We start from the raw sequence: 21,629 nt of genomic DNA, 5'->3' as shown, positions 1-21,629 counted from the left end.
CTGGCCTCCCCTGGCCTCCCCTGGCCTCCCCTGGCCTCCCCTGGCCTGCCCGGGTCCGACCGGATCCGGGCAGGGGTCGGCGGCCAGGGCAGGCAGCCGGGGTGGGATCAGCCGCAGGCGCCGCCGCCGCAGCAGCCGCCCCCGCCGCCGCCCATCGCGGGCGCGGGAGCGGCGGAGCCGCCGCTGCTCCCGCCGACTGCGACGGCGGAGAGCAGCTTGACGGTGTCGGCGTGACCGGCGGGGCAGTCGGCGGGAGCGGAGGACTCGGCCATGGGACGGCTGACCTCGAAGGTGTCGTCGCAGGTCCGGCAGCGGTACTCGTAACGGGGCATGCGGACCAGGCTATGCGGCCGGACGGCATCCCGGTATCCCCGAGCCCCTGGACACACCGTCGGCGGCGCCGGGCAGGCCGCCGGGGCTACCGGCCCGGATTCCCCCGGCCCGCCGCCCGCGCCTCCCGCGCCGCCTGTTCGGGGTGGCGGGCGCGCCAGTACGGATTGTCGTGCGGCAGGGCGCTGCCCACCCGCCCGTACATCCCGAACCACATCAGCATCACGCCGACAACGAAACTGAACAGCACGTTCTGGATCTTGAAGGCCAGGAAGTTCAGCCCGGTGTCCAGCAACGCGAGGTTCACGAACCCGCTCGCGATGAACAGCAGGCCCAGCACGATGTTCAGGGTCGACGCGAAGTTCCCGCCCACCACCATCCCGGCGAACAGCAGCAGACCGACCAGGATCGACAGCACGCTGAGCGCGCCGTTCGTATTGAGGCCCGCGACCGTGTCCCCGCCGGTGTCGAAGAACCCGACCCGGTCGATCAGCCCCAGGACCCCGAACACCACCAGGAGCAGACCGGTCAGCCCCGCCCCCACCCGGTACACCTTGCTCAGCTTGTGGTCGACGGGGAGGTGCTCGTTCAGCCGGGCCCCCACCGGCCGGGGGATGCGCGGCGCCGCGTGCGAAACCATCACGGCCTCCTCTGCCTCGGGCCGTACGTCCCTCCAGCATCCGCCGACCGGGGGTGGGGGACAACCGGGAGGGGGAGGGGCGGGGGTGGGCCGGGGTGCGTCGGGGGCGGGGGCTGCCGTGCTCGGTCGTGCCGCGCTCGGTCGTGCCGTGCTCGATCATGCCGCGCTCGGTCGTGCCCGGCGTGGGCTTGTCGGGGGCGGGCCTGCCCGGCGCGGGGCTGTCGGGCTCGGACGTTCCGGGTCCGCTTCGGGCGTGGCACGTCGCGGTCGGCGGCCGGGCATCGCCGCGCGCGGCCGGGTCAGGCGTGGCCGCGTTCCGCCCGGATGTCGTTCACGACCCGGTTCACCGCAGTCCGTACGTCCTCCATCTCCTGGAGGAACGCCCAGTAATCCGGGTGTCGCCCCTCCAGACCGGCGAGGGCCCGCTCGACCCGAGCCACCGACTCGTCCAGCGGCCGTGCGTGCCGGGGATCGGGCACGCTGCGGCCCGCCATCGCCAGGCGCTGCGCGTCCCGGATCGCGAACCGCGTCCGCTGCACCTCCGCCCGTGGGTCCCGCGCCACCGCCTCCAGCCGGTCCAGGCGGTCCTGCGCCGCCGACACCGCTTCGTCCGTGGCGTCCAGGGAACCCCGTACCGCCTCGATGGCCGCCCCCACGTCCGCCCACCGCTGCTCGTCCCGCGCCCGGGCGGCCTCCGCCAGCCGGTCCTCGGCCCGCGCGACGTCCCGTACCGCCTCGTCAGGGACCTGCTGGAGGTCCTGCCAGCACGCGGCGCTGAACCGCCGCCTCAGCTCGCTGAGCACCGGATCCACCCGGTCCGCCCGGTTGCGCAATGCCTGGGCCCGGGTCCGCAGGCTGACCAGCCGCCGGTCGATCTCCGCCGCGCGCTCCGGGAGCCGCTCCGCCTCGGCCCGTACGCCCTCCGCGTCACGCAGGATCCGGTCGGCCCGCTGCACGGTCTCCTGCACCCCGTGCTGCGCCGCCCCCTGGTTCAGCTTCGTCAGCTCGGGGCCCAGCGCCGCGAGCCGCGCCGCCAGGTCATCGGCCCGCATGCCCTTGGCGCGGACCGAGTCCAGCGCGTCACTCGCCGCGAGCAACGCCGCCCTGGCCCGCTCCCGGGCCGGCGCCACCCGGGCCAACTGTGTCTCCGCCTTGTCCAGCAGGGGCTGCAGCCCCTGCGCGAACCGCTCCAGTTCCCCCTGGGCCCGCACCAGCTCGTCCCGCGCCCGCGTCAGCTGCTCCCGTGCCTGCGCGGCGACGGACCCCTCCAGATCGACCCGGTCCAGGTCGTGCGCGTCCACCGCCTCGATGTACACCTGACTCACCTGGTCGATGCGCACCCCCAGCGCGGCGAACCCCTCGGTGGCCTGCCGCGCCGCCGGCGACCCGTCCGCCGCGGCGATGGTCTCGATCGAGATCCGCAGATCCCGCTGCGCAGTGTCCAGCTCGTAGAACGCGGCCGCCGCGGCATCCTTCGCCGCCTGCGCGTCCGCCCGTCGACTCTCGTCCCGCCCGCCGAACCACCGCCGGGATGCCGTCGTCACAATCCCTCTCCCGTGCCCCGTCCGCCATGCCCCGGTCCATTCTCCCCCACGGGAACGGGTTTGCGTGGGGGGTGCGCCCTCCATGTAGGCTGTCCACTCATCCACGGGTGCGTAGCTCAGGGGTAGAGCGCTGCTCTTACAAAGCAGATGTCGGCGGTTCGAAACCGTCCGCGCCCACCAGCAAAAAGGCCCCCCGCCGATCATGGCGGGGGGTCTTTTTCGTTACCTCTTGACGGTGGTTGTCCCTTCGGGATGCATCGTCGAAGCATCCACGAACTCCGGTGTTCCGTCGAGGTGGGTGCGGGGGTGGCCGTGGCGGGGTTCGGTTCGGGGGCCCGGCCGTTCGGGGGACATGAGGGCTCCGCCGGGGGGTGTTCGGTCCGTCGGGGCATTCCTTGATGGAACGGAAGGGAGACGTCGTGCCGCTCTATCTATCGAGGTTCAGCTACACGCCGGAGACGTGGGCGAGGTTGACCGGTCACCCCGAGGACCGCTCGGAGGCCGCTCGGTCGTACATCGAGTCCGTCGGCGGGAAGCTCCACGGATTTTGGTACGCCTTCGGAACTCACGACGGATACAACCTTTGGGAGGCGCCGGACAACGTGTCCATGGCCGCGGTCGCCCTGGCGATCAGCGGGGGCGGCGCGCTCAGCTCGTTCGAGACGACGGTCCTGCTGACCGTCGATGAGACGTTGGATGCGCTGCGCACGGCCGAAGGGATCCGGTACCGGGCTCCTGGCGCCTAGGGGCTGCCGTCGAACTCCCGTCGTCGCCCGTGAGGCAGACGGGAGTTCGACGACGGGCCCTGGCGGGCCGGGGTCTTGGTTCCGGGCTCGTTCGGGTCGGTGATGGGCGGGCGCCGTTGGGTGGCCTCGGGTTGCCGGGCAAGCGCGCGGGTGTCGGACGAGGTGGCGGTCGGTTCCCGTGGAGCGGGTCGGCGGAGCCCCAGCCGACCCTCATCGCGGTGAGGAGCGGTCTTGGTGGGAGGAGGCCGCGTCCGGGTGCACGTGCTCCTCGTCGGGCCCTTCGGTGCCGAGGTCGAGCGGCGGCCGGGTCGGCTTCGGGCCGTGGCGGCGGATCAGGTCGGTCCGGAGGTCGTATGCCTTGGGGAGTCGGCCTGCGGTGGCCGGGAGGTCCCTCTTGGCGCGGCGGATGGGCAGGACGGCGTTGCCGTCGGCGGCGATCAGGGTGCGGCCTTGCGGGCGTAGGGGAACCGCCCCGTCGATGGGTGCCGGGCCGGCGGCGGGGGTCTCGTACCGCGCCGCGTGGAGTCCGTGACCGTACGTCTCCCGCATGGGCGTGCCGACCTGGTTCGTGGGCCGGCCGGGACCGTCTCGGTCGGCCGGCCCGGAGTGACATCGAAGCCGGCGTGCGGCGCCTTCCCCCGCGTTGTTCAGAACGCCGAGCCGCCTCCTCCCCACGGTGCGGGGGTGTGTGGATGACGCGGAGGGGGACGAGAAGGCCCCCCGTCGGTTACGGCGGGGGGCTTGGGGTCAGGCGTTGGGGCGCTTGCCGTGGTTGGCCTTCTTCTTCTTGCGGGCGCGGCGCTTGTTTCCTCGCTTGGCCATGGAGCGTCTCCCTCATCACGGACAATTCGGGCGTTCGTCAGTCTAGGTCGGGGTGCGACGGCCCGCATCAGGGGCGTGTGGGTTTCCCGCGTCGGAGCGAGGGGATCCCCGGGGTGGGGGTGGTGGACGTGACCGGGGTGGGGGAGTGGCTCTGGGTGATCGGGGCGGGGGTGCTGTCGGCCGTCGCGCTGGTGGTGTTCGGGCGACTGGACGCCGACCGGTTCGAGAGGAGACGGGACAGGGAGCGGGCGCGGCTGCTGGCCTCGCTGGCCGCGGAGCCCGAGAGTGGGGAGCGGCCGAGCGCGCGGGACCCGCGCTTCGTGGACGCCGGTGCGAACCGGTCGGGGCCTGCCGAACTGGGCGACCGGCGGGACGACTTCACGCCGATCCTCGTCGAGTACTACGCCTACGGGCTGACCCAGGCCCGCAGCAGCTTCGCGACCAGTCAATTGTTCGCCGCGGTCGGTGCGGCCGTCCTGCTCTTCGGGGTCGGGCTGGCGGTCTGGAAGGCGGAGGGCACGGGGGACGCGTACATCGGGGTGGTGACGAGCTCGGTCGGGCTGGTCGTCACCCTGGTCGGGCAGCTGTTCCACCGGCGGGCGGACATCGCCCTGCGGCACATGGCCGCGCAGACCGCCTCCCTCCGGGAGGACCGGCGGGCCGCCGAGAGCACGCAGCAGGCCATCGGATTGCTGGAGGAGGTCGCCGATCCGGAGCTGAGGGCCCGGCTCCAGGCTGGGTTGATCATGAAATTGTCCGGGGCCGAGCTGCCGCGGTAGCGCCATAGTGGAGGTATGTGCCGTTCCATTAAGACCTTGCGCCCGCCCGCCATCCCCGAGAAGGCCACCGAGGAGGAGATCCGCGCGGCCGCGCTCCAGTACGTACGGAAGGTGTCCGGGTTCCGTGCGCCCGCCGCGCACAACCGGGAGGTTTTCGACGACGCCGTGGACGCCGTGGCGGAGGCGACGAGACTGCTGCTCGACGGGGTGCACGTACGGGGCCGGGCCACCGCCGAGGCCACGGCCGACGCCTGACCGCCACCGCCCGGCCCTCGCCGGGCGGCCCGTCGTAGCCCCGGGCGGGGTGCCTCCGGCCGGGACGTTCCGGCCGGGGCGGGCCGCGTCGGGTGACGATGGGCGGGGCGGGGCCGGTGTCGGTCCTGCGGATGGATGGTGGCCCGGTGGGGTGGCTCGGGGTCGCCGGGCCGTTCCCCGCCGGGTCAGCCGATGGACGCCGAGCGGCGGCGCAGGACCCAGACGCCGGCGCCGAGGGCGCCCGCGGCGAGCGCCCCGCCGATGGCGATCTGCGCGCTGCTGATCGATCCGACGCTGCCGCCCAGGCCGCCGCGGGCGGCGCCGGAGGCGACCTGGAGGGCGACGGTGACGCGCTGGCCGCCCGCGCCGCCGCATTCGAAGGTGACGGGGTGCGAGCCGGCGACCGCGTCGCGGTAGACGGTGGCAGCGCCGAAGAGGTTGGTCGCCTCCAGGTTGCCCGGGGTCAGTGACACGTCGCCGAAGGCCCGGGAGGTCGCCCGGCCGGTCTTGGTGCCGCAGCCCTCGATGTTGAGGCTGACGCGGGCGCCGGGGGCGACGGTCCCGGGGGAGACGGTGGCGAAGGGGGCGGCGGAGGCGAGTGTGGCCGGGGCGACGGCCGCGACGGCGAGTGCCGCGGCGGCGACCCCTGCCAGGCGGTGCCGGTTGCGGGTGCGGGTCATGGAGAGAACTCCTCGGGCTCCTCGAAACGGCGCGGCCAGGGCACGGATGTGACGCGGATTCGGTTGCGCGCCGTGCTCTGGACGCTAGAAGCCCTGCCGGGACGCGGCGATCCCTGCCGGGTGAACGGGTGACCGAGTGCCCCACTCGGGCTACTCCGGTGCCGGCCTGGTCGTGCCGGCCCGGCCCCCGGCTGCCTGGCCGCGCTGCCCGCGCTGCCCGGCCGCGCCGCTCGATGGGGTGCGGGCTTTGGGCGTCGGGGGGTGGGCGGACCGGTCGGTGGGTGTGTCCGTGTCCGGGTGGCGGTTGTCCGGAGGATGGCGGGGCGCTCACGCCGGTGCCGCGTTCGGGTCGGCGCGGGGGAGGTGGCCGGCCCGTGGTTCGGGTGGAGTGGGGGCGCTCTACGTTGCCGGGGCGGGGGACTCCGGGGGGCGGCGGATGAGGTAGGCCGCGAGGGAGCCCGCTGCGAACAGGGCGATCAGGGAAACCGCGCCGCCGAGCCAGGTGGTGCCCAGCCACTGTGTGCCGTAGTAGCCCAGAGCCACGCTGTAGCCGGCCCAGCTCATGCCCGCCAGTACCGACCAGGGCAGGAATTCCATCACCTTGCGCTGGGTCTTGCCGGCGCCCAGGGACACCACCGAGCGGCCCGCCGGAGCGAATCGGGCGATCACCACCAGGGCGCCGCCGCCCCTGGCCAGCGCCGAGCCGAGGCGTTCGTGGGCCCGGGTCAGGCGGCGCGAGCGGGCGATGGCCCGGTCCAGTCGGGCCCCGCCGCGCCTCGCCAGCCGGTACGCGGCCATGTCGCCCAGTACGGAGGCGGTCGTGGCGATCACCAGCAGCGCCAGGATGTCCGGTACCTCGGCGGGAGCGCCCGCGGCCGCCGCGGCCGCCGCGGCCATGATCACCAGCATGCCGCTCGGCAGCACCGGGAGGAACACGTCGAGCACGACCGACACCGCCACCACGACGTAGATCCATGGGCTCGCGGTCAGCGACCCCAGCGTCTCAAGCAAAGCGGAACTCCCCAGTCCGAAGCGCCGCGTCGTCGCGGGGAGCGGCAGGGGCGGCTTGACAGCCATACAGCGTACGCCCGGAGCCCGATTCGCGGAGCCGCGGGGCCGCCGCGATACCGGGGCTCAGGGCCGCCCCGACCCGGGCTGGGCCGGGGCGCCGCAGTCCGTGCCCGTCGTACGGGAGGTGGCCGGTGTTACTCCGCATCGGTGAGTTCACGGTCCAGCACGGTCACCAGGCGAGCCCCCGACCGACCCTTGCGGGTCTGGTCCAGCCGTAGCCGGGCGTCCCGGCCCACCAGTGCCAGCGTCATCAGCTGATTGCCGAACCACGGGCCGCCCGTACGTCGCCAGCTCAGCGGCGGCCGCCCCGTCCGGCCGTGGCGGGAGAAGCCCCGCCCCAGCCACCGACCCACCCGCGACCAGCCCAGCCGGAAGCCAAGCTTCACCGCCGTGTGGATGGAGTTGTGGACCGGCGAACAGGTCAGCTGGAACACCCGCGAGGTGCTGGGTATTCGGGGCTCGGCCACGTACGCGTGGTGGACGTCCCCCGAGAGCACGCACACCGTCGCAGGGGCGCGCGGGCCCGTCCCGACCTCCTCGATGAGATCGCTCAGCGCCTCGAACGAGCTGGGGAACGCGGCCCAGTGCTCCAGATCGCTGCGCCGCCTCAGGTCCTCACCTATGCGCGCCCACCGGGGACCCCGCTCGCCCCGGCACAGCGCGGCGTTCCACACCTCCGCGTCGTGGATGAGCGGCGGCATCAGCCAGGGGAGCGAGGACCCGATCAGCAGGTGGTCGTACCCGCCGTGGCCGGAGAGGGCGTTCTCCCGGAGCCAGCTCTGCTCCGCCGGGTCGAGCATGGCCCGGCCGTCCTCGGCCAGTACCCGGGCCGCCCGGGTGTCGACCATCAGCAGCCGGGTCCGGCCGAAGTCCCGCCGGTAGCTCCAGCGCACCGAGGCCGGGTCGGCGTCCGCTCGCGCGGCGAAGGTGCGCAGCACATCAGTGCCGTCCGGGGTGTCCCGTACCGCCGCGTACAGCGGGTCGGCGGCGAGTTCGGCGGGGGAGAGGTTCCCGAGGTGCTGGTGCACCCAGTACGACATCAGCCCGCTGAGCACCCGCTCCGGCCACCAGGGCGTCGCGCGCATCTCCGCGAGCCATGCCGCGCTGGTGTTCCAGTCGTCGATCACGTCGTGGTCGTCGAATATGTGCAGGCTGGGAACGGTCGACAGCAGCCAGCGGATCTCGGGGTCCAGCCAGGACTCGTAATAGAGCCGGGTGTACTCCTCGTAGTCCGCGACCTGCGCACCCGGTGCCTCGCGCAGGTCGCGGCGGGCCGCGAGCCACCGCCGGGTGTCCCGGGACAGTTGGTCGGCGTAGACCTGGTCGCCGAGCAGCAGCAGTACATCCGGCCGGATGGCTTCCGGATCCGCCGCCAGTTGGGCCGCGAGCGTGTCGAGGGCGTCGGCGCCGTGCGGTCCGCGTTGGTCGGCGGGCGGTGCGGCCTGTCGGCAGGAGCCGAAGGTGACCCGCAGCCCCGGCGCGGGTCGGCCGGAGCCGCCGCCCACTGCCGGCGTGCTGACGGTGCTCGGAGGGAAGCCGCTGTCGGCCACGGGCCAGACGAGGACCCCGTCGAGCAGGACCTCGTAGGTCGTGGTGGTACCCGGCGTCAGGCCGGTCACGGGCACGAGCGCGTAGTGGTGTCCCGACACCTGGAACGTGCGGGTGCTGCCGCCGGCCCCGTCGGCACAGCGCACCTCGGCGGTACACGGGCGGTCCGCCTCCACCCATATGGTGGCGGAGCCCCCCGTGTCCCAGTCCACGTATCGCAGCAGCGGCCCCAGACGCAGTCCTGCCATCCCCATCCCCCTTGTCGGCATCCCCTGTGATCACGGTACGGGGTGGAGGGCGGGCGTGGCCTCCCCCTGGCGGGGGAGAAACGGCCGGTTCGGGTGAGGGGTCAGCAGCCGTTCAGGACGTTCGTCAGGGCGGTCTTCTCGGTGGCGTCCATGCGCAGGCCCCAGTACTGCTTCACCTGGACCCACATGCGGGCGTAGGTACAGCGGTAGGCGGTTCGCGAGGGCAGCCACTTGCCGGGGTCGAGGTCGCCCTTGGCCTGGTTGACGTTGTCCGTGACCGCTATGAGTTGCGGGCGGGTGAGGTCGTTGGCGAATTGCTGGCGCTTGGTGGTGGTCCAGGAGTTGGCGCCCGATCGCCAGGCCTCGGCGAGCGGGACCATGTGGTCGATGTCGATGTCGGACGCGGCCGTCCAGGTGGCGCCGTCGTACTCGGAGTACCAACTTCCGCTGACGGCGGCGCAGGACGAATCCTGGACGACGTTCACGCCGTCCCGCTTGAGGACGGTCTCGCGGGTGTTGCAGGCGCCGGAGACCGTGCTCCAGTGGGGGAACAGGTCGCGGCTGTAACCGCTGGTGGAGCCTTCGGCCGCGGGCGTGACCGTGGCCAGGTAGGCGCGGGCGGCCGAGGCGCTGATGGGGGCGGGGGGAGCCGCCAGGGCTCCGGGGGCGTTGACGAGCGAGGTGAGCGAGGCGAGGGCGACCGCCGACGCGAGGACTCCCGCGCGGCCGATGCGACGCGCGTAGAGGGAGGGCATGCGGAAGGAAGCGAGGGCCATGAGGGCTCCGTGGGTGCGGGGGGTGGTGGCCGTGCTGCCCCGGCGGGACGCGGCCATGTTGGCGCCGTGAGGTGTCGTCAGGGTGGGCGCCAGGTGACAGGGTGCCGACATGCGCACGTCACATCAAGCCGTTCAAGCCCCTTCACTCAAGGGGAAGTTGCGATTCCGCGCACAGTGGTGGGGGCAAGGCGGGGCCAAACTCGCATTCGGGGTGCCCGGGGTGCCCGGGGTGCCCGGGGTGCCCGGGGCGCCCCGGGGTGGCCGCGTGAGTGGTCGGCGGTGGGATTTTCGGCCGTCGTCTTCCTGGGCCGGGCCGGCCTCGCGAGCGATGGGCGGAATCGCGGTGGGGCGGGCGAGAGGGCGCGGTTCCGGGGTGTTGTCCGTTCTCCCCGTGCCGGGTGACTACGGGCAACCGGGTCCGGGCGGATGGGGACATGGCGGCGGCCCGCCGGGAAAATCCCTTGTGGTCGACGGGGCGTCGAGGTCACGCTCGGCGGCGTGATCACACCTGTGCCCGACAGCCGTTTCGGCTGGTCCAACATGTTCGTCCACCCCGATGACGACGCCCGCTCGGACGGTGGCTTCCAGGGGGAACGGGACGTCCTCGTCGGCTATTTGCGCGACCAGCGGCTCACCTTGGAGATGAAGTGCGCCGGCCTCGACGCCGAGGGGATGGCCCGCCGGTCGGTGGCGCCGTCGAACCTGTCGCTCCTGGGGCTGGTGCGGCACCTCGCGGGCGTCGAACAGTACTGGTTCCGGCAGGTCATGGCGGGGGAGCGGATACGCCGTCACTACCGCTCGGCGGACGACCGCGACGGGGAGTTCACCGGTGCGCTCGGCGACCCGGAGGTCGTCGCGGACGCGTGGGCGACCTGGCGGCAGGAGGTCGCCTTCGCCGAGCGGCTGGTGGCAGCGGCCCCTGACCTCGACGTCACCGGCGGCGGTGGCGAGGAGCCGATGCAACTGCGCGAGGTCCTCGTGCACATGGTCGAGGAGTACGCGCGCCACAACGGCCATGCGGATCTGCTGCGGGAGTGCGTCGACGGGCGCGTGGGGCAGTAGCGGTGGCGGTAACCGCGGTGGGCGCCGTGGCGGAGGGGCTGCCGCGCGTGACTCCGGAGCCGTGGGGGTGTGCGCGGTGCGGGTGTGGCGGTGCCGTGGTGGGTCGCGCGGTGCGCGGAGCCGACTGGTCCCGCCGCGTCGGGCCGGGCCGTGCCGCGGTCCGTCGGGGCGGGTGGGGCGGGCGGGCTGTTTTGTGGAGGGTTCAGGCGGTGGGCGGGGTGAGGGTGAGGTGGATGGCGCCGTCCGGGGTGGTGTCGACGTGGACCGAGGTCAGGTCGGCTACGTGGGCCGTCGGGCCGTGCGCGGCCGCGCGGGGGCCGATGCCGATCACGCGCATGCCGGCGGCGAGGCCCGCGGCGATTCCCGCGCCGGAGTCCTCGAAGACGACGCAGTCGGCCGGGTCCACCCCCAGTTCGGCGGCGCCCTTGAGGAAGCCCTCGGGGTCGGGCTTGCTGGCCGAGACGGATTCGGCGGTCACCTGTATCCGCGGCATCGGCAGTGCGGCGGCCGTCATCCGGGCCGCTGCCAGTGCGGCGTCGGCGGAAGTGACCAGGGCGTGCGGCAGGGAGTCGATGGCCGCCATGAACTCGGCGGCGCCGCCGACGGGGACCACGCCGTCGGTGTCGGCGGTCTCGCGGGCGAGCATCACCGTGTTCTCGGCGTAGTTGAGCTCCATCGGCCGCTCGGGAAGCAGGATGGCCATCGTGGCGTAGCCCTGGCGGCCGTGGACCACCTTCAGCGCCTCGTGCGGGTCCAGCCCGTGCGACACCGCCCACTCGCGCCAGCAGCGTTCGACCACGGCGTCGGAGTTGACGATGGTGCCGTCCATGTCCAGCAGCAGGGCCTTGGCGGTCAGGACGACGGGGGCGGTGGTGGTGCTGGCCGGCATGGGAGGGGCTCCAGACGGGGCGGGAAAAGAGAACAAGTGGTTCCGTCCACCGGTCAGGGATTGAGGACGGAACCACTTTGTTCCTACAAGATACAAAACTCTGGAGGGTCCGCGCCACCACGAGGGACGTGACCTATCCCTCCAAAGCCCGCCGGGTCGCCGGCCCGTATACGCCCCAGGGGTCGTCCTGGATGCCGAACTCCATCTGGAGGTCCTCCACGGCGTTACGGACGGAGCGGCCGAACCTGCCGTCGAGCCTGCCGCCGTACAGGCCCTGCTCCGCGAGGAGCCGCTGCAGCTTCTCCACCTCGGCGCCGGAGTCCCCGTACCTCAGCGTCGGCGCCTGAGCCGGCGGCGACGGAGCGGGTGACGACGGGCCGGCGGAGCGGCTCGCGGAGGCCGACGGGGTCGTGCTGGGCGGAGACGACGAACGGGACGTGCTGGGCGAGGCGGACGGCGACGCGGAGCGCGACGCGCTGGGCGACGCGGACCGCGAAGCGGACGCGGACGGGCTCGGCGTCGGGCTCGACGCCTCCTGCGAAGGCCCGGTCGGGTCGACCGGAACCACGCTGGCCGCGGGGGCCGACGGCTTCTGGTCCGTCAGTGCCCTGTCCTCCGCCCCGGAGCCGGTGAACCCCAGGGCCACGGCCACCGCACCGGCCACGACCAGTGCGCCGGCGCCGGCCAGCAGGGGCAGCAGCCGCCGGGACCGCCTGCCGGTCTCCCGGTCGGCGCCGCCCACGACCTGCGCGTGCTGGGCGGCATGCCCGGCGTGTGCGGGAACGGCCCGCAGCTGGACCGTCTGATCCGGCCAGGCCAGTACGGGTATTCCATACGCGGGGGTGTGGGGCTCCGCCGGAGCGGCCGGCGGCACTGCCGGAAGCAGCGTCGTGGCGGCGCCCTCGGAGCCCTCGGCCGCCGGAGCCGGAGGCGACATCGGGGGCGACGCCGGGGCGGGGCTCGGCGGCGCGTCCAGGTGCGGGGACGGTGGCGGCGGCGGGCCGGGGCGTTCGGTCGGGTGGGTCGGAAGCGGTCCGGGCCGCGCGGGCGGCGCCGCGCCCGGTACCGGGGCAGGCCCGACCCCGACCCCGACCTGCCCTGCCGGGCCGTCGGGCGACGGCTGGTCCGAGGGGAACGGCGGCCGGTCAGGGGCGTCGGAGGGCTGGGCGACCGCGCCCAGGACGGGCTGCGGGGACGACGGATCCTGCCCTGCCCGACCCTGGTCCGGCAGCGCCACGTACGGGCGAATGCGCAACGGGTTGAACCCCACCCCCGGCGTGCACCGGCATTCGACGCCCACGGCGCCGCATTCTGGACAGCGCTCAGCGCTCACTGGTACCCCTCCCTGGCCAATGCCTGCGATTATGCAGACCCCTCAGGCCCCACCCAACCCGTCCGACAGGCCATAACCGGACACACCGCTCAGGATGGAGATGTTGATCCGGCCCGAGGAGGAGCCGATGGCTCAGCATGTCACCACGCCCGCCGTGGACCCCGGTCCCGGCGCCGAGCACGCCTCCCGAGAGGTGCTCGTCTCGATCGGAGCCCTGCTACTGGGCCTGCTGATCTCCGCTCTCGACCAGACCATCGTCTCCACGGCGCTCCCCACGATCGTCAGCGAACTCGGCGGCATGGATCACCTGTCGTGGGTGGTCACCGCCTACATGCTGGCGGCCACGGCGGCCACTCCGCTCTGGGGCAAGCTCGGCGACCAGTACGGGCGCAAGAAGCTCTTCCAGTACGCCATCGTGATCTTCCTGATCGGATCGGCGCTCTGCGGTCTCGCCCAGGACATGCCGCAGCTCATCGGGTTCCGCGCCCTCCAGGGTCTGGGCGGTGGCGGACTGATCGTCCTGTCCATGGCGATCGTCGGCGACATCGTCCCGCCGCGCGAGCGCGGCAAGTACCAAGGTTTGTTCGGCGCGGTGTTCGGCGCGACGAGCGTCCTCGGACCGCTGCTGGGCGGTCTGTTCGTGGACCACCTCTCCTGGCGCTGGGTCTTCTACATCAACCTCCCGATCGGTCTGGTCGCGCTCGTCGTCATCGCAGCGGCCCTGCGCATCCCGGCCCGCTCCTCCCGTCACACCATCGACTACCTCGGCACCTTCCTCATCGCGTGCGTCGCCACCTGCCTCGTCCTCGTCGCCTCCCTCGGAGGCACCTGGGGCTGGGGATCGGCGCGGATCATCGGGCTCGCCGTCCTCGGCGCCGTGCTCCTGGTGTTCTTCGTGATCGTGGAGCGCCGGGCCGCCGAACCGGTGCTGCCGCTCGGTCTGTTCCGCATCCGCACCTTCACCCTCTGCTCGGTGATCAGCTTCATCATCGGGTTCGCGATGTTCGGCGCGATGGTCTACCTGCCGACCTTCCTACAGGTGGTCCGGGGCGTCTCACCGACCATGTCCGGTGTCCACATGCTGCCGATGGTGATCGGCCTGCTGATCGCCTCCACCGCCTCCGGGCAGATCGTCAGCCGCACCGGGCGGTGGAAGGTCTTCCCCATCCTGGGCACCGGCGTCACCGCCGTCGGACTCCTGCTCCTGCACCAGCTGCACCGCGACAGCTCCGACCTGGTGATGGGCGTCTACTTCTTCGTCTTCGGCGTGGGACTCGGTCTCGTCATGCAGGTACTCGTCCTCGTCGTGCAGAACTCGGTCAGCTACGCCGACCTCGGCGTCGCCACCTCCGGCGCCACCTTCTTCCGTTCCATCGGCGCCTCCTTCGGCGTCGCCATCTTCGGCACGGTCTTCACCAACCGGCTCGGCGACCAGCTCACCGCCTCCCTGGCCGGAGTTCCGTTGCCACCGGGCGTGAGCACGGCGGGGCTGGAGGCGGATCCGCGGGCGATCGGAACGCTGCCCGTCGAGCTGCGGCCCCGCGTGCTGGACGCCTACTCCGACTCCATCACCGACGTGTTCCTCTATGCCGTGCCGGTGGTGCTCGTCGCCTTCGTGATCGCCTGGTTCCTCAAGGAGGACAAGCTCCGTGGCTCCGTCACCGCACCCGACGTGACGGAGACGCTCGCCTCCAACCCCGTCCACCGTTCCTCGCACGAGGAGGTGGCCCGCGCGCTGTTCGTGCTGGGTACCCGCGAAGGACGACGGCACGTCTACGAGAAGATCACCGCGAAGGCCGGCTACGACCTGCTCCCCGCCGCCAGCTGGCTGCTGCTGCGGATCAACAAGTACGGCTCCGCCGAACCGGCGGTGCTCGCGGAACGCACCATCGTCCCGCTTCGGGCCATCACGGAAGCGGCCCGGCAGGTCGAGGAACGCGGGCTCGCCTCCCGGGACGGACTCGCGCTGATCCTCACGGACCGGGGGCGGGTGGCCGCCCGCCGGTTGTCCGACGCCCGGCAGGAGTCCCTGGCCGAACTGCTCGGTGACTGGTGGGGGCCGGACCGCCCGACCGACCTGGTGAAGCTCGTCGAGGAGATCAACCGGGAGTTGTGCGGGTCCGACGCCGAGGAGCCCTACGACACGCTGCCGCGTCGGGACCACTCCGCGCACTGAGCGGTCGGGGCGGTCGGTGGCGGTCTGGGCGGGCAGGCGGATCGGCCCGGTGGTCGACCGGCAGGTCGGCGGGGTGGGCCGGTTGCGGGCCGCCGGTGGGTGCGTCTGCCGTCCGGCCGGACGGTTGGTGGGCCGTCGGACGGTCGGCCGGTCAGGTGAGGGACTTTTCGAACCAGTGCTCGGCATACGGTTCGGAGTTGTACGCCGGTATTTCCCGGTACCCGTGCCGCGCGTAGAGGGCGCGGGCCTCGACGAGGTCCGAGCGGGTGTCCAGGCGGACCCGCTCGGCGCCCAGTGACCTGCCCGCGTCCTCCAGGGCGGCGAGCAGGGCCGCCCCGCCGCCGGTACCGCGGGCGCGGGGGGCGACGTACACCCTGGTGAGTTCGGCGGTGACCGGGTCGATCAGACGCAGGCCACCGCAGGAGAGCGGCACCCCGTCCAGCCTTCCGACCAGGAAGCGGCCCGCAGGTGGGGCGAGGTCGTCCGCCGGGAAGTCCAGCATGCCCTGGTCGATCTCGGCTTCGGTGACGGCCCGTTCCCAATACCGGCCGGCGACTTCGGCGTAGTACGCGCGGCGCAGGTTGGTGGCGTCCGGGGTGGTGCAGGGTTCCTGGACGACGTGCCAGGTTCCGGGCGTGGGGGTCGTGGTGGAGGGGCTCGTGATGATCGCGTTGGTGTCCATGGCGCCATTGTGGGGCGCCCTTCGCCTCGCCCGCGTGGAATATCCACACGCACGGGCCGATGATGAGGAAAGGTGAAAATACGGCAAATGGAGGGTGTGAGGTTCATGTCGGAGCATCCGAACTGTGCCCTGGTGCGCCGTGGCTACGAGGCCTTCGGCAAGGGCGACATGGAGACGATGGGCTCGCTGATGACGGCGGACGTCATCCACCACGTGCCCGGCAGCAGCCCGCTCTCCGGGCACCACAAGGGACGGGAGGCGGTCCTCGACCTCTACCGTCGGCTCGGCGAGGAGACCAACGGCACCCTTCGGGTCGACCTGGACCGGGTCCTGGCGGACGGCCGGGGGCACGTGATGTCGTTCCACCTCATGCGGGCCGACCGGGGCGACCGGGGCATCGAGATCCACGAAGGCCTCTTCTTCACCATCGTCGGCGGGAAGATCACCGACATTGACGAGTGCGTCGAGGACCTCGACGAATCGGACGCGTTCTGGGCGTGACGATGCGCCGGCCGCGCGGTGGTGGGGGTGGGCTCGGCGGGCCGCCTGTGCGGTGCGGTGCCGCCTGTGCCGCCTGCGTCGTGCCGCGTGTGCCGTGCCGCCTGTGCCGCGCCGCGTGTGCTCGCGTGCCGGGAGGGGTGCGGTCCGGCTGCCCGTGCAGCGGGTCGGGTGGCCCGGGCGGGGTGCATGACCGCAACGCAGGGCGGCCCTCGGTGGGGCGGTTCGGTCGGTGCGTCGGGCGGCCGGCTCGTCGGCGCCCGCGCTGAGCCCCGGGACTCAGCGGGGCGACCGTCGGTGGTGGCAGGGGTCCTGGCTCCGGGTGCTTCCCTCCGGCGGTACCCCTTGTGCCGCTGTCCGACCGGGGCTGTGTGCCGGCCGTCCGGAGACCGGATCCACCCTTCCGATGGCAGGGGGCCGACCCCGCCCCGGCGCCTCCTGGCGGTGGCCGCCGTCAGGCGGGCCGGAAGGGGCAGTCGGCAAGCCCCCGCCCCGGTCGTCAGTGGTCGGTGAGGGCCCGGCACGACTCGGCCCGCCTGCCGCGCCCCGCTGCCTGCCCGCCCGCCGCGCCCCCGCTGCCCGCCCGCCGTGCCCGCCCGCCCCGGTCAGGCCTGCTTCGGGGCTGCCTGCTGGACCACCTCGAAGGACCAGACCGACGAGCCCGAGGCCGCCGGCTTCGGGCGGTCGCCGCCGGAGGAGTCGCCGCCGCCCTGGTGGGCCGCCTTCATGGGGCCCTCCATCCACGCCTGGAAGTCCTCCTCCGAACGCCACCGCGTGTACACGAGGTACTGGTCGGTGCCCTCGACGGGCCGCAGCAGCTCGAACCACTCGAACCCGTCCGAGTTCTCCACGGTGCCCGCCCGGGAGGCGAAGCGCTTCTCCAGGACCTCTCGCTGCTCGACGGGCACGGTCAGGGCGTTGATCTTCACGATGCTCATGGGCGCCATCCTAGGGATCGCGCGGGGGATATCGTCGTCCCGGTAGTGAAACGAGGTACGAGACGCGGCAGCCGGGCGAAGTCGGGGTTGCGGGAGACAGGGTGGGAGGACTACGAGGCGTGGCTGACGCGGCGGAGCGCGGTGGTGCGGACGGACATGCCGGGGTCATAGGCGGTAGCGGCAGGCTGGGGGCGGTACGCCTGCTCCTGTGGGCCCTCGCCGGCGTCCTGGCCGTCAGACAGGCCGCCGCCGTGCTGCGGGTGCCCCCGGCCGAGTGGCTCAGCGGCTTCCACCTCCCCGCCGGCCTCCCCGGTTCGCTCTACGACGCGGGCCAGTTCACCGGCACTCCCTTCGCCGGGCTGGTCCTGAAGCCGCTGACCGGAGTGACCGCCCCCTCCTTGGAGGTGGCCTGGACGTGCGTGACCCTGCTGTTCGTCGCCGCGATCGGGCTGGTCGCCGCGCGCGGCCTGCCCGACCCCGTACCCCGGCGCACCGCGCTGCTGGCCGCGCCCGTGCTGGTCACCGTGATGATGGTCTCGCTGCCCGTCCGCGAGGCCGCGTCCCCCGGTCAGACCGCCGTCCTGCCCGTGCTGCTGGTGCTGCTCGCCGTGTTCCGGGTGCCCGGGGACCGTCCCGCCGGTTTCCTCCTGGGGCTGGCCGCCGCCCTCCAGCCACCCCTGTTGATCTTCGCCGCGTTGCTGTGGTTCACCGGCCGCCGGCCCGCCGCGCAGGCCGCCGCCCTGACCTTCGCCGGGGCGACCGCCCTGTCCTGGGCCGCCCTGCCGCGCGACTCCTGGACGTACTGGGTCGAGCACGTCGTCGGCACCGGCCTCGGCGGAACCCCCGGCAGCCTCGCCAACCAGTCCCTCCACGGCGCCCTCCTGCGCCTCGGCCTCGGCGGCCCCGCCGAGATCGCCCTGGCCCTCGTCCTCGCCGCGGCCGTCACCTGGTTCGGCCTGCGCCGCGCGGCCCGCTACGCCCGCGACGGGCAGCTGCTCCTCGCCGTCGCCGTCACCGGCTGCGTGGCCGTCACCGTGTCCCCGGCCGGCTGGCGCCACCAACTGCTGTGGGTGCTCCTCGCGGTGGCCGGCAAGGTGGGCAAGCGGGCCGCCGACCGGCGGGTGTGGCCCGTCGCCGTCGTCCTCGCCATGACCCTGCCGAGCTCCGTGCTGCTGCCGAACATGGCCGCGCTGGCTCCCGTACGGGACAACCTGCCGCTCCTCGCGGCCCTCGCGGCGGCCTGCGCCGTGCCGTTCCTGCCGCGGTCCTCGCCGTACTGGCGCGAGCCCGTGCCCACCGTCCACGGGCGGCCCGCCGAGGCCCGCTGGTCCCGGGTGCCGTTGCTGCCGTTCTGGCGGCGGGTGATGTCCCGCCCCAACCTGCTGCTGGAACTGCTGCTGATACGGGTCGGCTATTCGCTCTACTCGCACATCCGCGCCGCCGCCCCCACCAGCCGCCCGCTCGCCGAGGGCAACGCCCGCCGGATCCACGGGATCGAGCAGGTCCTCGGCATCGACATCGAGCACGCCGTGAACCACGCCGTGGTGAACAGGCCTTGGCTGGAGGCGTTCTTCAACTTCTACTACACGTCCTTCCACTTCGTGGTCCCGCTGGGCATCCTCGGCGTCCTGTACTGGCGCCGCCCCGGCGACTACCGCTGGGCCCGCGCCTCGCTGGGCCTGGCCACCGTCCTCGCCCTCCTCGGCTTCTGGCTCTACCCGCTCGCGCCGCCGCGCCTGATGCCGGGCCTCGGCTTCGTCGACACCGTGCACGGGGTGCAGGACCTGGCGAACCCCTCGTACGGGGCGATGACCGCGATCTCCAACCAGTACGCGGCGATGCCCTCGCTGCACTTCGGCTGGTCCCTGTGGTGCGGGATCGTCATCGTGGTCCTCGCCCCGAAGGGCCGGCAGAAGCTGCTGGGCGTGCTGCACCCGCTGATCACGGTGTGCGCGATCGTCGCCACCGCGAACCACTGGGTGCTGGACGCGCTGGGCGGGGCGGTCGTGGTCGCCGCTGGGTTCGGCCTCGTCCACGTCCTGTCCGGCCCGCGGGGCGTGCAGGTGAGCCTGCCCGCGCAGCGCACGTCCGCCGCGGAGGGGACCCGCAGCCCGGCCCGTACGTAGGCCCTGCCCACGTTGCCCCTGCCGTACTCCGGCCCCTGCCGTACGCGGCCCCGGCCGCACTCCGGCCCCGCCCGCGCGGGCCGGAGCACGGGCGGGCCGGAGCACGGGCGGAGGCCCTTCGCTACGCCAGCCAGAGGGAGCCGCGCCGGTGGCGCGCCGGTGGCACGTCCACGTCCGCGGCGTCGGCCGCGGCGGCAGCGCCGACTCCGGGATCCGCGCCGGCTGCGGCATCCACGTCGCTCGCGGCGCGTACGGGTCCTGCGCCGGCGGGGTGCAGCAGCGCGAGGAGCGTCCCGACCCGGGCTCGCAGGAGCTGCCGTGCCCGGCGTTCCTCGACGGCGGAGGCCCAGGCGACGGAGGCGTCGCGGTTGTGCCGGGGGAAGGAGTGGAACTCCACCCGGCGCCGGATCCTGACAGGGCGCGGCCTGCTGGACTCCCGCGCCGCGTCCGCGAAACAGCGGGCGCTGAAGCGGAGGTCGTGGAGGACCACGGAATGCCAAGGGCTGCCCGCCGGGCGCCCGGGCGGGGTCTCCTCGCCGTGTGACGGGGGGATGTGATGAGCGGTGCGTGACATGGGACTCCGTCGGTCGCAACCGCCAGGCGTTTCCTGGCGGGCTACCTGAAGCCCCTCGGCCCCGCCCCTCGCTCTTCTGACATGCACACACCTTAACCACCCGCGCCCTGCCCGTGGGGGTGGCGGATGCAACTGGCTAGCCCGTCCCCCGGCGGCGGCGCAGCAGGGCGCGCAGTGGGCCGGGGCCCTCGTACCCCACGCGGCGGGCGACGGCCGCGAGCGGCAGGCCGGTGGTGCGCATCAGGTGTTCGGCCTGCTCCAGTCGCAGGTCCTGGACCAGGCGGACGGGCGTGCAGCCGAGGGTTCGGGCCGTGGTGCGCTGGAGGGTCCGCTCGCTGACGCCGAGGTCGCGGGCCGCGTCGGCGACGGACAGGGGTTCGCGGATGCGGGCCCGTACCCACTGTTCGAAGGCGCCGACCAGCGGATCGTGGCGGGCCATGGCGCTGGGGATGACGTACGCGGCCTGCGAGGCCCGGTCATCGACCACGAGGTAGTGCCGGACGAGGTCCGCGAGGGCCGGACTGCGCATGCCGACGACGGCCAGCGCGAGGTCGAGGTGGCTGAAGGCGGCGCCCGCCGTGGTGACCCCGTCCGAGGTCGTCACCATCCGGCTCTCCTCCAGGGTGACCCGGCGGTAGCGGTCCCGGAACACCGGGGCGAGCCACCAACTGGTCGTCGCCCGGAGGCCGTCCAGCACCCCGGACTCGGCCAACAGGAACGTACCGGTGCACGACGAGGCGAGCGGCGTGCCCCGTTCGCGGGCACCGGCCAGCAGGCGCCGTACCGGCCGGTGCGCGTCGGAGGCGACGGCCTCCACGAGAGCCGCCGGCCGTCGCTCCATCAGCGCGGGCAGGACCAACAGCCCGGCGTCGTGGGCGGTCGTCGCGGGCTCGGTGTCGATGCGGTGTCCCAGTCCGGTGCGCACGCGACGACGGACCCCGACCGTACGGACGTCGAAGGGTGGCGGTGCCCCGTCGAGCTGGTCGCGCAGGGCGTTGGCGGTGTGCAGGACGTCCAGGAGGGCGGAGATCCCGGAGTCGAACACCCCGTCGAGGGCCAGTACGGCGACTTTCATCCACCCACCCTAAACGGCCCGGACCGCGCGCCCGAGCCGTGTCGGAATCCGATCGTTGGTCGTCGGATCCGACACTCGCGCACGAGGCCGCCGCTGCCTAGGGTCGGTGCCATGACCACGTACGAGACCACCGGCGCGGCCACCGCGCCCCGCAGTCGCACCCACACCTGGCAGCCGAGGCCCGAACCCACCCCGGAGCTCCTGGCCATGAGCGGACTGGACGTCCTGCGGGCCGCCGCCAAGGGCGACCTGCCCGCCGCCTCGATCATGAGCACCCTGGGGTTCCGGCTCACAGAGGTGGGCGACGGGTACACCGTCTTCGAGGGGGACCCGGGGGACCACCTCCTGAACCCCATGGGGACGGTGCACGGCGGGTTCCTCGCCACGCTGCTCGACTCGGCGCTCGGCTCGGCCGTCATGACCCGGCTCCCGGCGGGCACCGCCTACACGACGGTGCAGTTGGGCGTGCACATGATCCGCCCGGTGTTCGCGGACACCCCCGCGCTGCGTTGCGAGGGCACCGTTCTGCACGTCGGCCGGACGACCGCCACCGCCGAGGCCCGGGTCACGGGCACGCGCGACGGCAAGCTGTACGCCCACGGGACGACGACCTGCGCGGTCCTACGGCCTTCCTGACGGTCGACGCCCTTCCCGACCGTGCCCGCGACCGGGACCGTGACCGCGACCGTGACGGCCGAAGGGGGGGGGGGGGGGGGGGGGGCCCCGGGCCCCCGGGGGGGGGGGGGGGGGGGGGGGGGGTGGGGGGGCGGGGGGGGGGGGGGGGGGGGGGGGGGGGGGGGGGGGGGGGGGGGGGGGGGGGGGGGGGGGGGGGGGGGG

Annotated in this window: 23 protein-coding genes and 1 tRNA gene; 10 read left to right on the top strand and 14 right to left on the bottom strand. The window is 73.5% G+C overall.

The window, feature by feature from the left end; translation table 11 throughout:
* Window positions 1–107 precede the first annotated feature (107 nt).
* The 3 genes from NOD94_RS14185 to NOD94_RS14175 form a co-directional block, all read right to left on the bottom strand.
* Window positions 108–332 carry a zinc ribbon domain-containing protein gene (locus tag NOD94_RS14185; protein WP_281206255.1) on the bottom strand — a complete coding sequence of 75 codons (225 nt, stop codon included), beginning with the start codon at window positions 330–332 and terminating at the stop codon, window positions 108–110.
* Window positions 333–418: 86 nt separating this feature from the next.
* Window positions 419–970 (bottom strand): DUF4383 domain-containing protein, encoded by a 552-nt coding sequence (locus NOD94_RS14180; RefSeq protein ID WP_281206254.1) that lies wholly within the window; start codon window positions 968–970, stop codon window positions 419–421.
* Between the two features lie 299 nt (window positions 971–1,269).
* Window positions 1,270–2,514: a hypothetical protein gene (locus NOD94_RS14175; RefSeq protein WP_281206253.1), complete on the bottom strand. Its 1,245-nt coding sequence runs from the start codon at window positions 2,512–2,514 to the stop codon at window positions 1,270–1,272.
* 105 nt (window positions 2,515–2,619) lie between these two features.
* Here NOD94_RS14175 and NOD94_RS14170 point away from each other — a divergent pair.
* Both NOD94_RS14170 and NOD94_RS14165 read left to right on the top strand, forming a co-directional pair.
* Window positions 2,620–2,694 (top strand) — tRNA-Val (locus NOD94_RS14170).
* A 239-nt stretch (window positions 2,695–2,933) separates the two neighbouring features.
* Window positions 2,934–3,260: a GYD domain-containing protein gene (locus tag NOD94_RS14165; protein WP_319194371.1), complete on the top strand. Its 327-nt coding sequence runs from the start codon at window positions 2,934–2,936 to the stop codon at window positions 3,258–3,260.
* 210 nt (window positions 3,261–3,470) lie between these two features.
* On the opposite strand, the gene NOD94_RS14160 is transcribed toward NOD94_RS14165, so the two are convergent.
* The gene (locus NOD94_RS14160) at window positions 3,471–3,809 is read right to left on the bottom strand and encodes a hypothetical protein (RefSeq protein ID WP_281206251.1); all 339 of its coding nucleotides are present in this window, start codon (window positions 3,807–3,809) and stop codon (window positions 3,471–3,473) included.
* A gap of 395 nt (window positions 3,810–4,204) precedes the next feature.
* Between NOD94_RS14160 and NOD94_RS14155 the strand changes: the two genes are divergently transcribed.
* Both NOD94_RS14155 and NOD94_RS14150 read left to right on the top strand, forming a co-directional pair.
* Window positions 4,205–4,861 (top strand): hypothetical protein, encoded by a 657-nt coding sequence (locus NOD94_RS14155; RefSeq protein WP_281206250.1) that lies wholly within the window; start codon window positions 4,205–4,207, stop codon window positions 4,859–4,861.
* A gap of 15 nt (window positions 4,862–4,876) precedes the next feature.
* On the top strand, window positions 4,877–5,116 hold the full coding sequence (locus tag NOD94_RS14150; RefSeq protein WP_281206249.1) for a DUF2277 domain-containing protein: 240 nt from the start codon (window positions 4,877–4,879) through the stop codon (window positions 5,114–5,116).
* A gap of 185 nt (window positions 5,117–5,301) precedes the next feature.
* On the opposite strand, the gene NOD94_RS14145 is transcribed toward NOD94_RS14150, so the two are convergent.
* From NOD94_RS14145 to NOD94_RS14130, 4 genes are all read right to left on the bottom strand, one after another.
* Window positions 5,302–5,796 (bottom strand): hypothetical protein, encoded by a 495-nt coding sequence (locus NOD94_RS14145; RefSeq protein WP_281206248.1) that lies wholly within the window; start codon window positions 5,794–5,796, stop codon window positions 5,302–5,304.
* A 399-nt stretch (window positions 5,797–6,195) separates the two neighbouring features.
* Window positions 6,196–6,807: a VTT domain-containing protein gene (locus NOD94_RS14140; protein ID WP_281206247.1), complete on the bottom strand. Its 612-nt coding sequence runs from the start codon at window positions 6,805–6,807 to the stop codon at window positions 6,196–6,198.
* Window positions 6,808–7,001: 194 nt separating this feature from the next.
* Entirely contained in the window at window positions 7,002–8,663 is a 1,662-nt protein-coding gene (locus NOD94_RS14135) for an alkaline phosphatase D family protein (protein WP_281206246.1), read from the bottom strand.
* Window positions 8,664–8,764: 101 nt separating this feature from the next.
* Complete coding sequence (locus NOD94_RS14130) at window positions 8,765–9,418, bottom strand: HNH endonuclease family protein (protein ID WP_281206298.1); 654 nt, start codon at window positions 9,416–9,418, stop codon at window positions 8,765–8,767.
* Window positions 9,419–9,979: 561 nt separating this feature from the next.
* On the opposite strand from NOD94_RS14130, the gene NOD94_RS14125 reads away from it, so the two are divergent.
* Window positions 9,980–10,501 (top strand): DinB family protein, encoded by a 522-nt coding sequence (locus tag NOD94_RS14125; RefSeq protein ID WP_281206297.1) that lies wholly within the window; start codon window positions 9,980–9,982, stop codon window positions 10,499–10,501.
* A gap of 202 nt (window positions 10,502–10,703) precedes the next feature.
* Here the strand turns inward: NOD94_RS14125 and NOD94_RS14120 are convergent, their stop codons facing one another.
* Window positions 10,704–11,390 (bottom strand): HAD-IA family hydrolase, encoded by a 687-nt coding sequence (locus NOD94_RS14120; RefSeq protein ID WP_281206245.1) that lies wholly within the window; start codon window positions 11,388–11,390, stop codon window positions 10,704–10,706.
* 133 nt (window positions 11,391–11,523) lie between these two features.
* Window positions 11,524–11,697, bottom strand: coding sequence for a peptidoglycan-binding domain-containing protein (locus NOD94_RS14115; protein WP_281206244.1), 174 nt, complete (start codon window positions 11,695–11,697; stop codon window positions 11,524–11,526).
* Window positions 11,698–11,800: 103 nt separating this feature from the next.
* On the opposite strand from NOD94_RS14115, the gene NOD94_RS14110 reads away from it, so the two are divergent.
* The gene (locus NOD94_RS14110) at window positions 11,801–12,196 is read left to right on the top strand and encodes a hypothetical protein (RefSeq protein WP_281206243.1); all 396 of its coding nucleotides are present in this window, start codon (window positions 11,801–11,803) and stop codon (window positions 12,194–12,196) included.
* A gap of 654 nt (window positions 12,197–12,850) precedes the next feature.
* A complete protein-coding gene (locus NOD94_RS14105; RefSeq protein WP_281206242.1) occupies window positions 12,851–14,899 on the top strand; it encodes an MFS transporter in 2,049 nt (682 codons plus the stop codon).
* Between the two features lie 151 nt (window positions 14,900–15,050).
* On the opposite strand, the gene NOD94_RS14100 is transcribed toward NOD94_RS14105, so the two are convergent.
* On the bottom strand, window positions 15,051–15,581 hold the full coding sequence (locus tag NOD94_RS14100) for a GNAT family N-acetyltransferase (RefSeq protein ID WP_281206241.1): 531 nt from the start codon (window positions 15,579–15,581) through the stop codon (window positions 15,051–15,053).
* Window positions 15,582–15,686: 105 nt separating this feature from the next.
* Here NOD94_RS14100 and NOD94_RS14095 point away from each other — a divergent pair, with 105 nt between their 5' ends.
* Entirely contained in the window at window positions 15,687–16,082 is a 396-nt protein-coding gene (locus tag NOD94_RS14095) for a nuclear transport factor 2 family protein (protein ID WP_281206240.1), read from the top strand.
* A gap of 602 nt (window positions 16,083–16,684) precedes the next feature.
* Here NOD94_RS14095 and NOD94_RS14090 read toward each other — a convergent pair.
* The gene (locus NOD94_RS14090; protein ID WP_281206239.1) at window positions 16,685–17,017 is read right to left on the bottom strand and encodes an antibiotic biosynthesis monooxygenase; all 333 of its coding nucleotides are present in this window, start codon (window positions 17,015–17,017) and stop codon (window positions 16,685–16,687) included.
* A 167-nt stretch (window positions 17,018–17,184) separates the two neighbouring features.
* Here NOD94_RS14090 and NOD94_RS14085 point away from each other — a divergent pair, with 167 nt between their 5' ends.
* Window positions 17,185–19,143, top strand: a complete 1,959-nt coding sequence (locus tag NOD94_RS14085; RefSeq protein ID WP_281206296.1) for a bifunctional glycosyltransferase 87/phosphatase PAP2 family protein — start codon at window positions 17,185–17,187, stop codon at window positions 19,141–19,143.
* Between the two features lie 121 nt (window positions 19,144–19,264).
* On the opposite strand, the gene NOD94_RS14080 is transcribed toward NOD94_RS14085, so the two are convergent.
* Window positions 19,265–19,717: a hypothetical protein gene (locus NOD94_RS14080; RefSeq protein ID WP_281206238.1), complete on the bottom strand. Its 453-nt coding sequence runs from the start codon at window positions 19,715–19,717 to the stop codon at window positions 19,265–19,267.
* 136 nt (window positions 19,718–19,853) lie between these two features.
* On the bottom strand, window positions 19,854–20,792 hold the full coding sequence (locus NOD94_RS14075) for a helix-turn-helix domain-containing protein (protein WP_281206237.1): 939 nt from the start codon (window positions 20,790–20,792) through the stop codon (window positions 19,854–19,856).
* A gap of 111 nt (window positions 20,793–20,903) precedes the next feature.
* On the opposite strand from NOD94_RS14075, the gene NOD94_RS14070 reads away from it, so the two are divergent.
* A complete protein-coding gene (locus NOD94_RS14070; RefSeq protein ID WP_281206236.1) occupies window positions 20,904–21,428 on the top strand; it encodes a PaaI family thioesterase in 525 nt (174 codons plus the stop codon).
* Window positions 21,429–21,629: the final 201 nt, after the last annotated feature.

The sequence above is a fragment of the Streptomyces sp. Isolate_45 genome (assembly GCF_024721315.2).
Lineage (GTDB): Bacteria > Actinomycetota > Actinomycetes > Streptomycetales > Streptomycetaceae > Streptomyces.
Note: the sequence above shows the minus strand (reverse complement) of the source record. Positions and strands in the feature narration are given on the sequence as shown.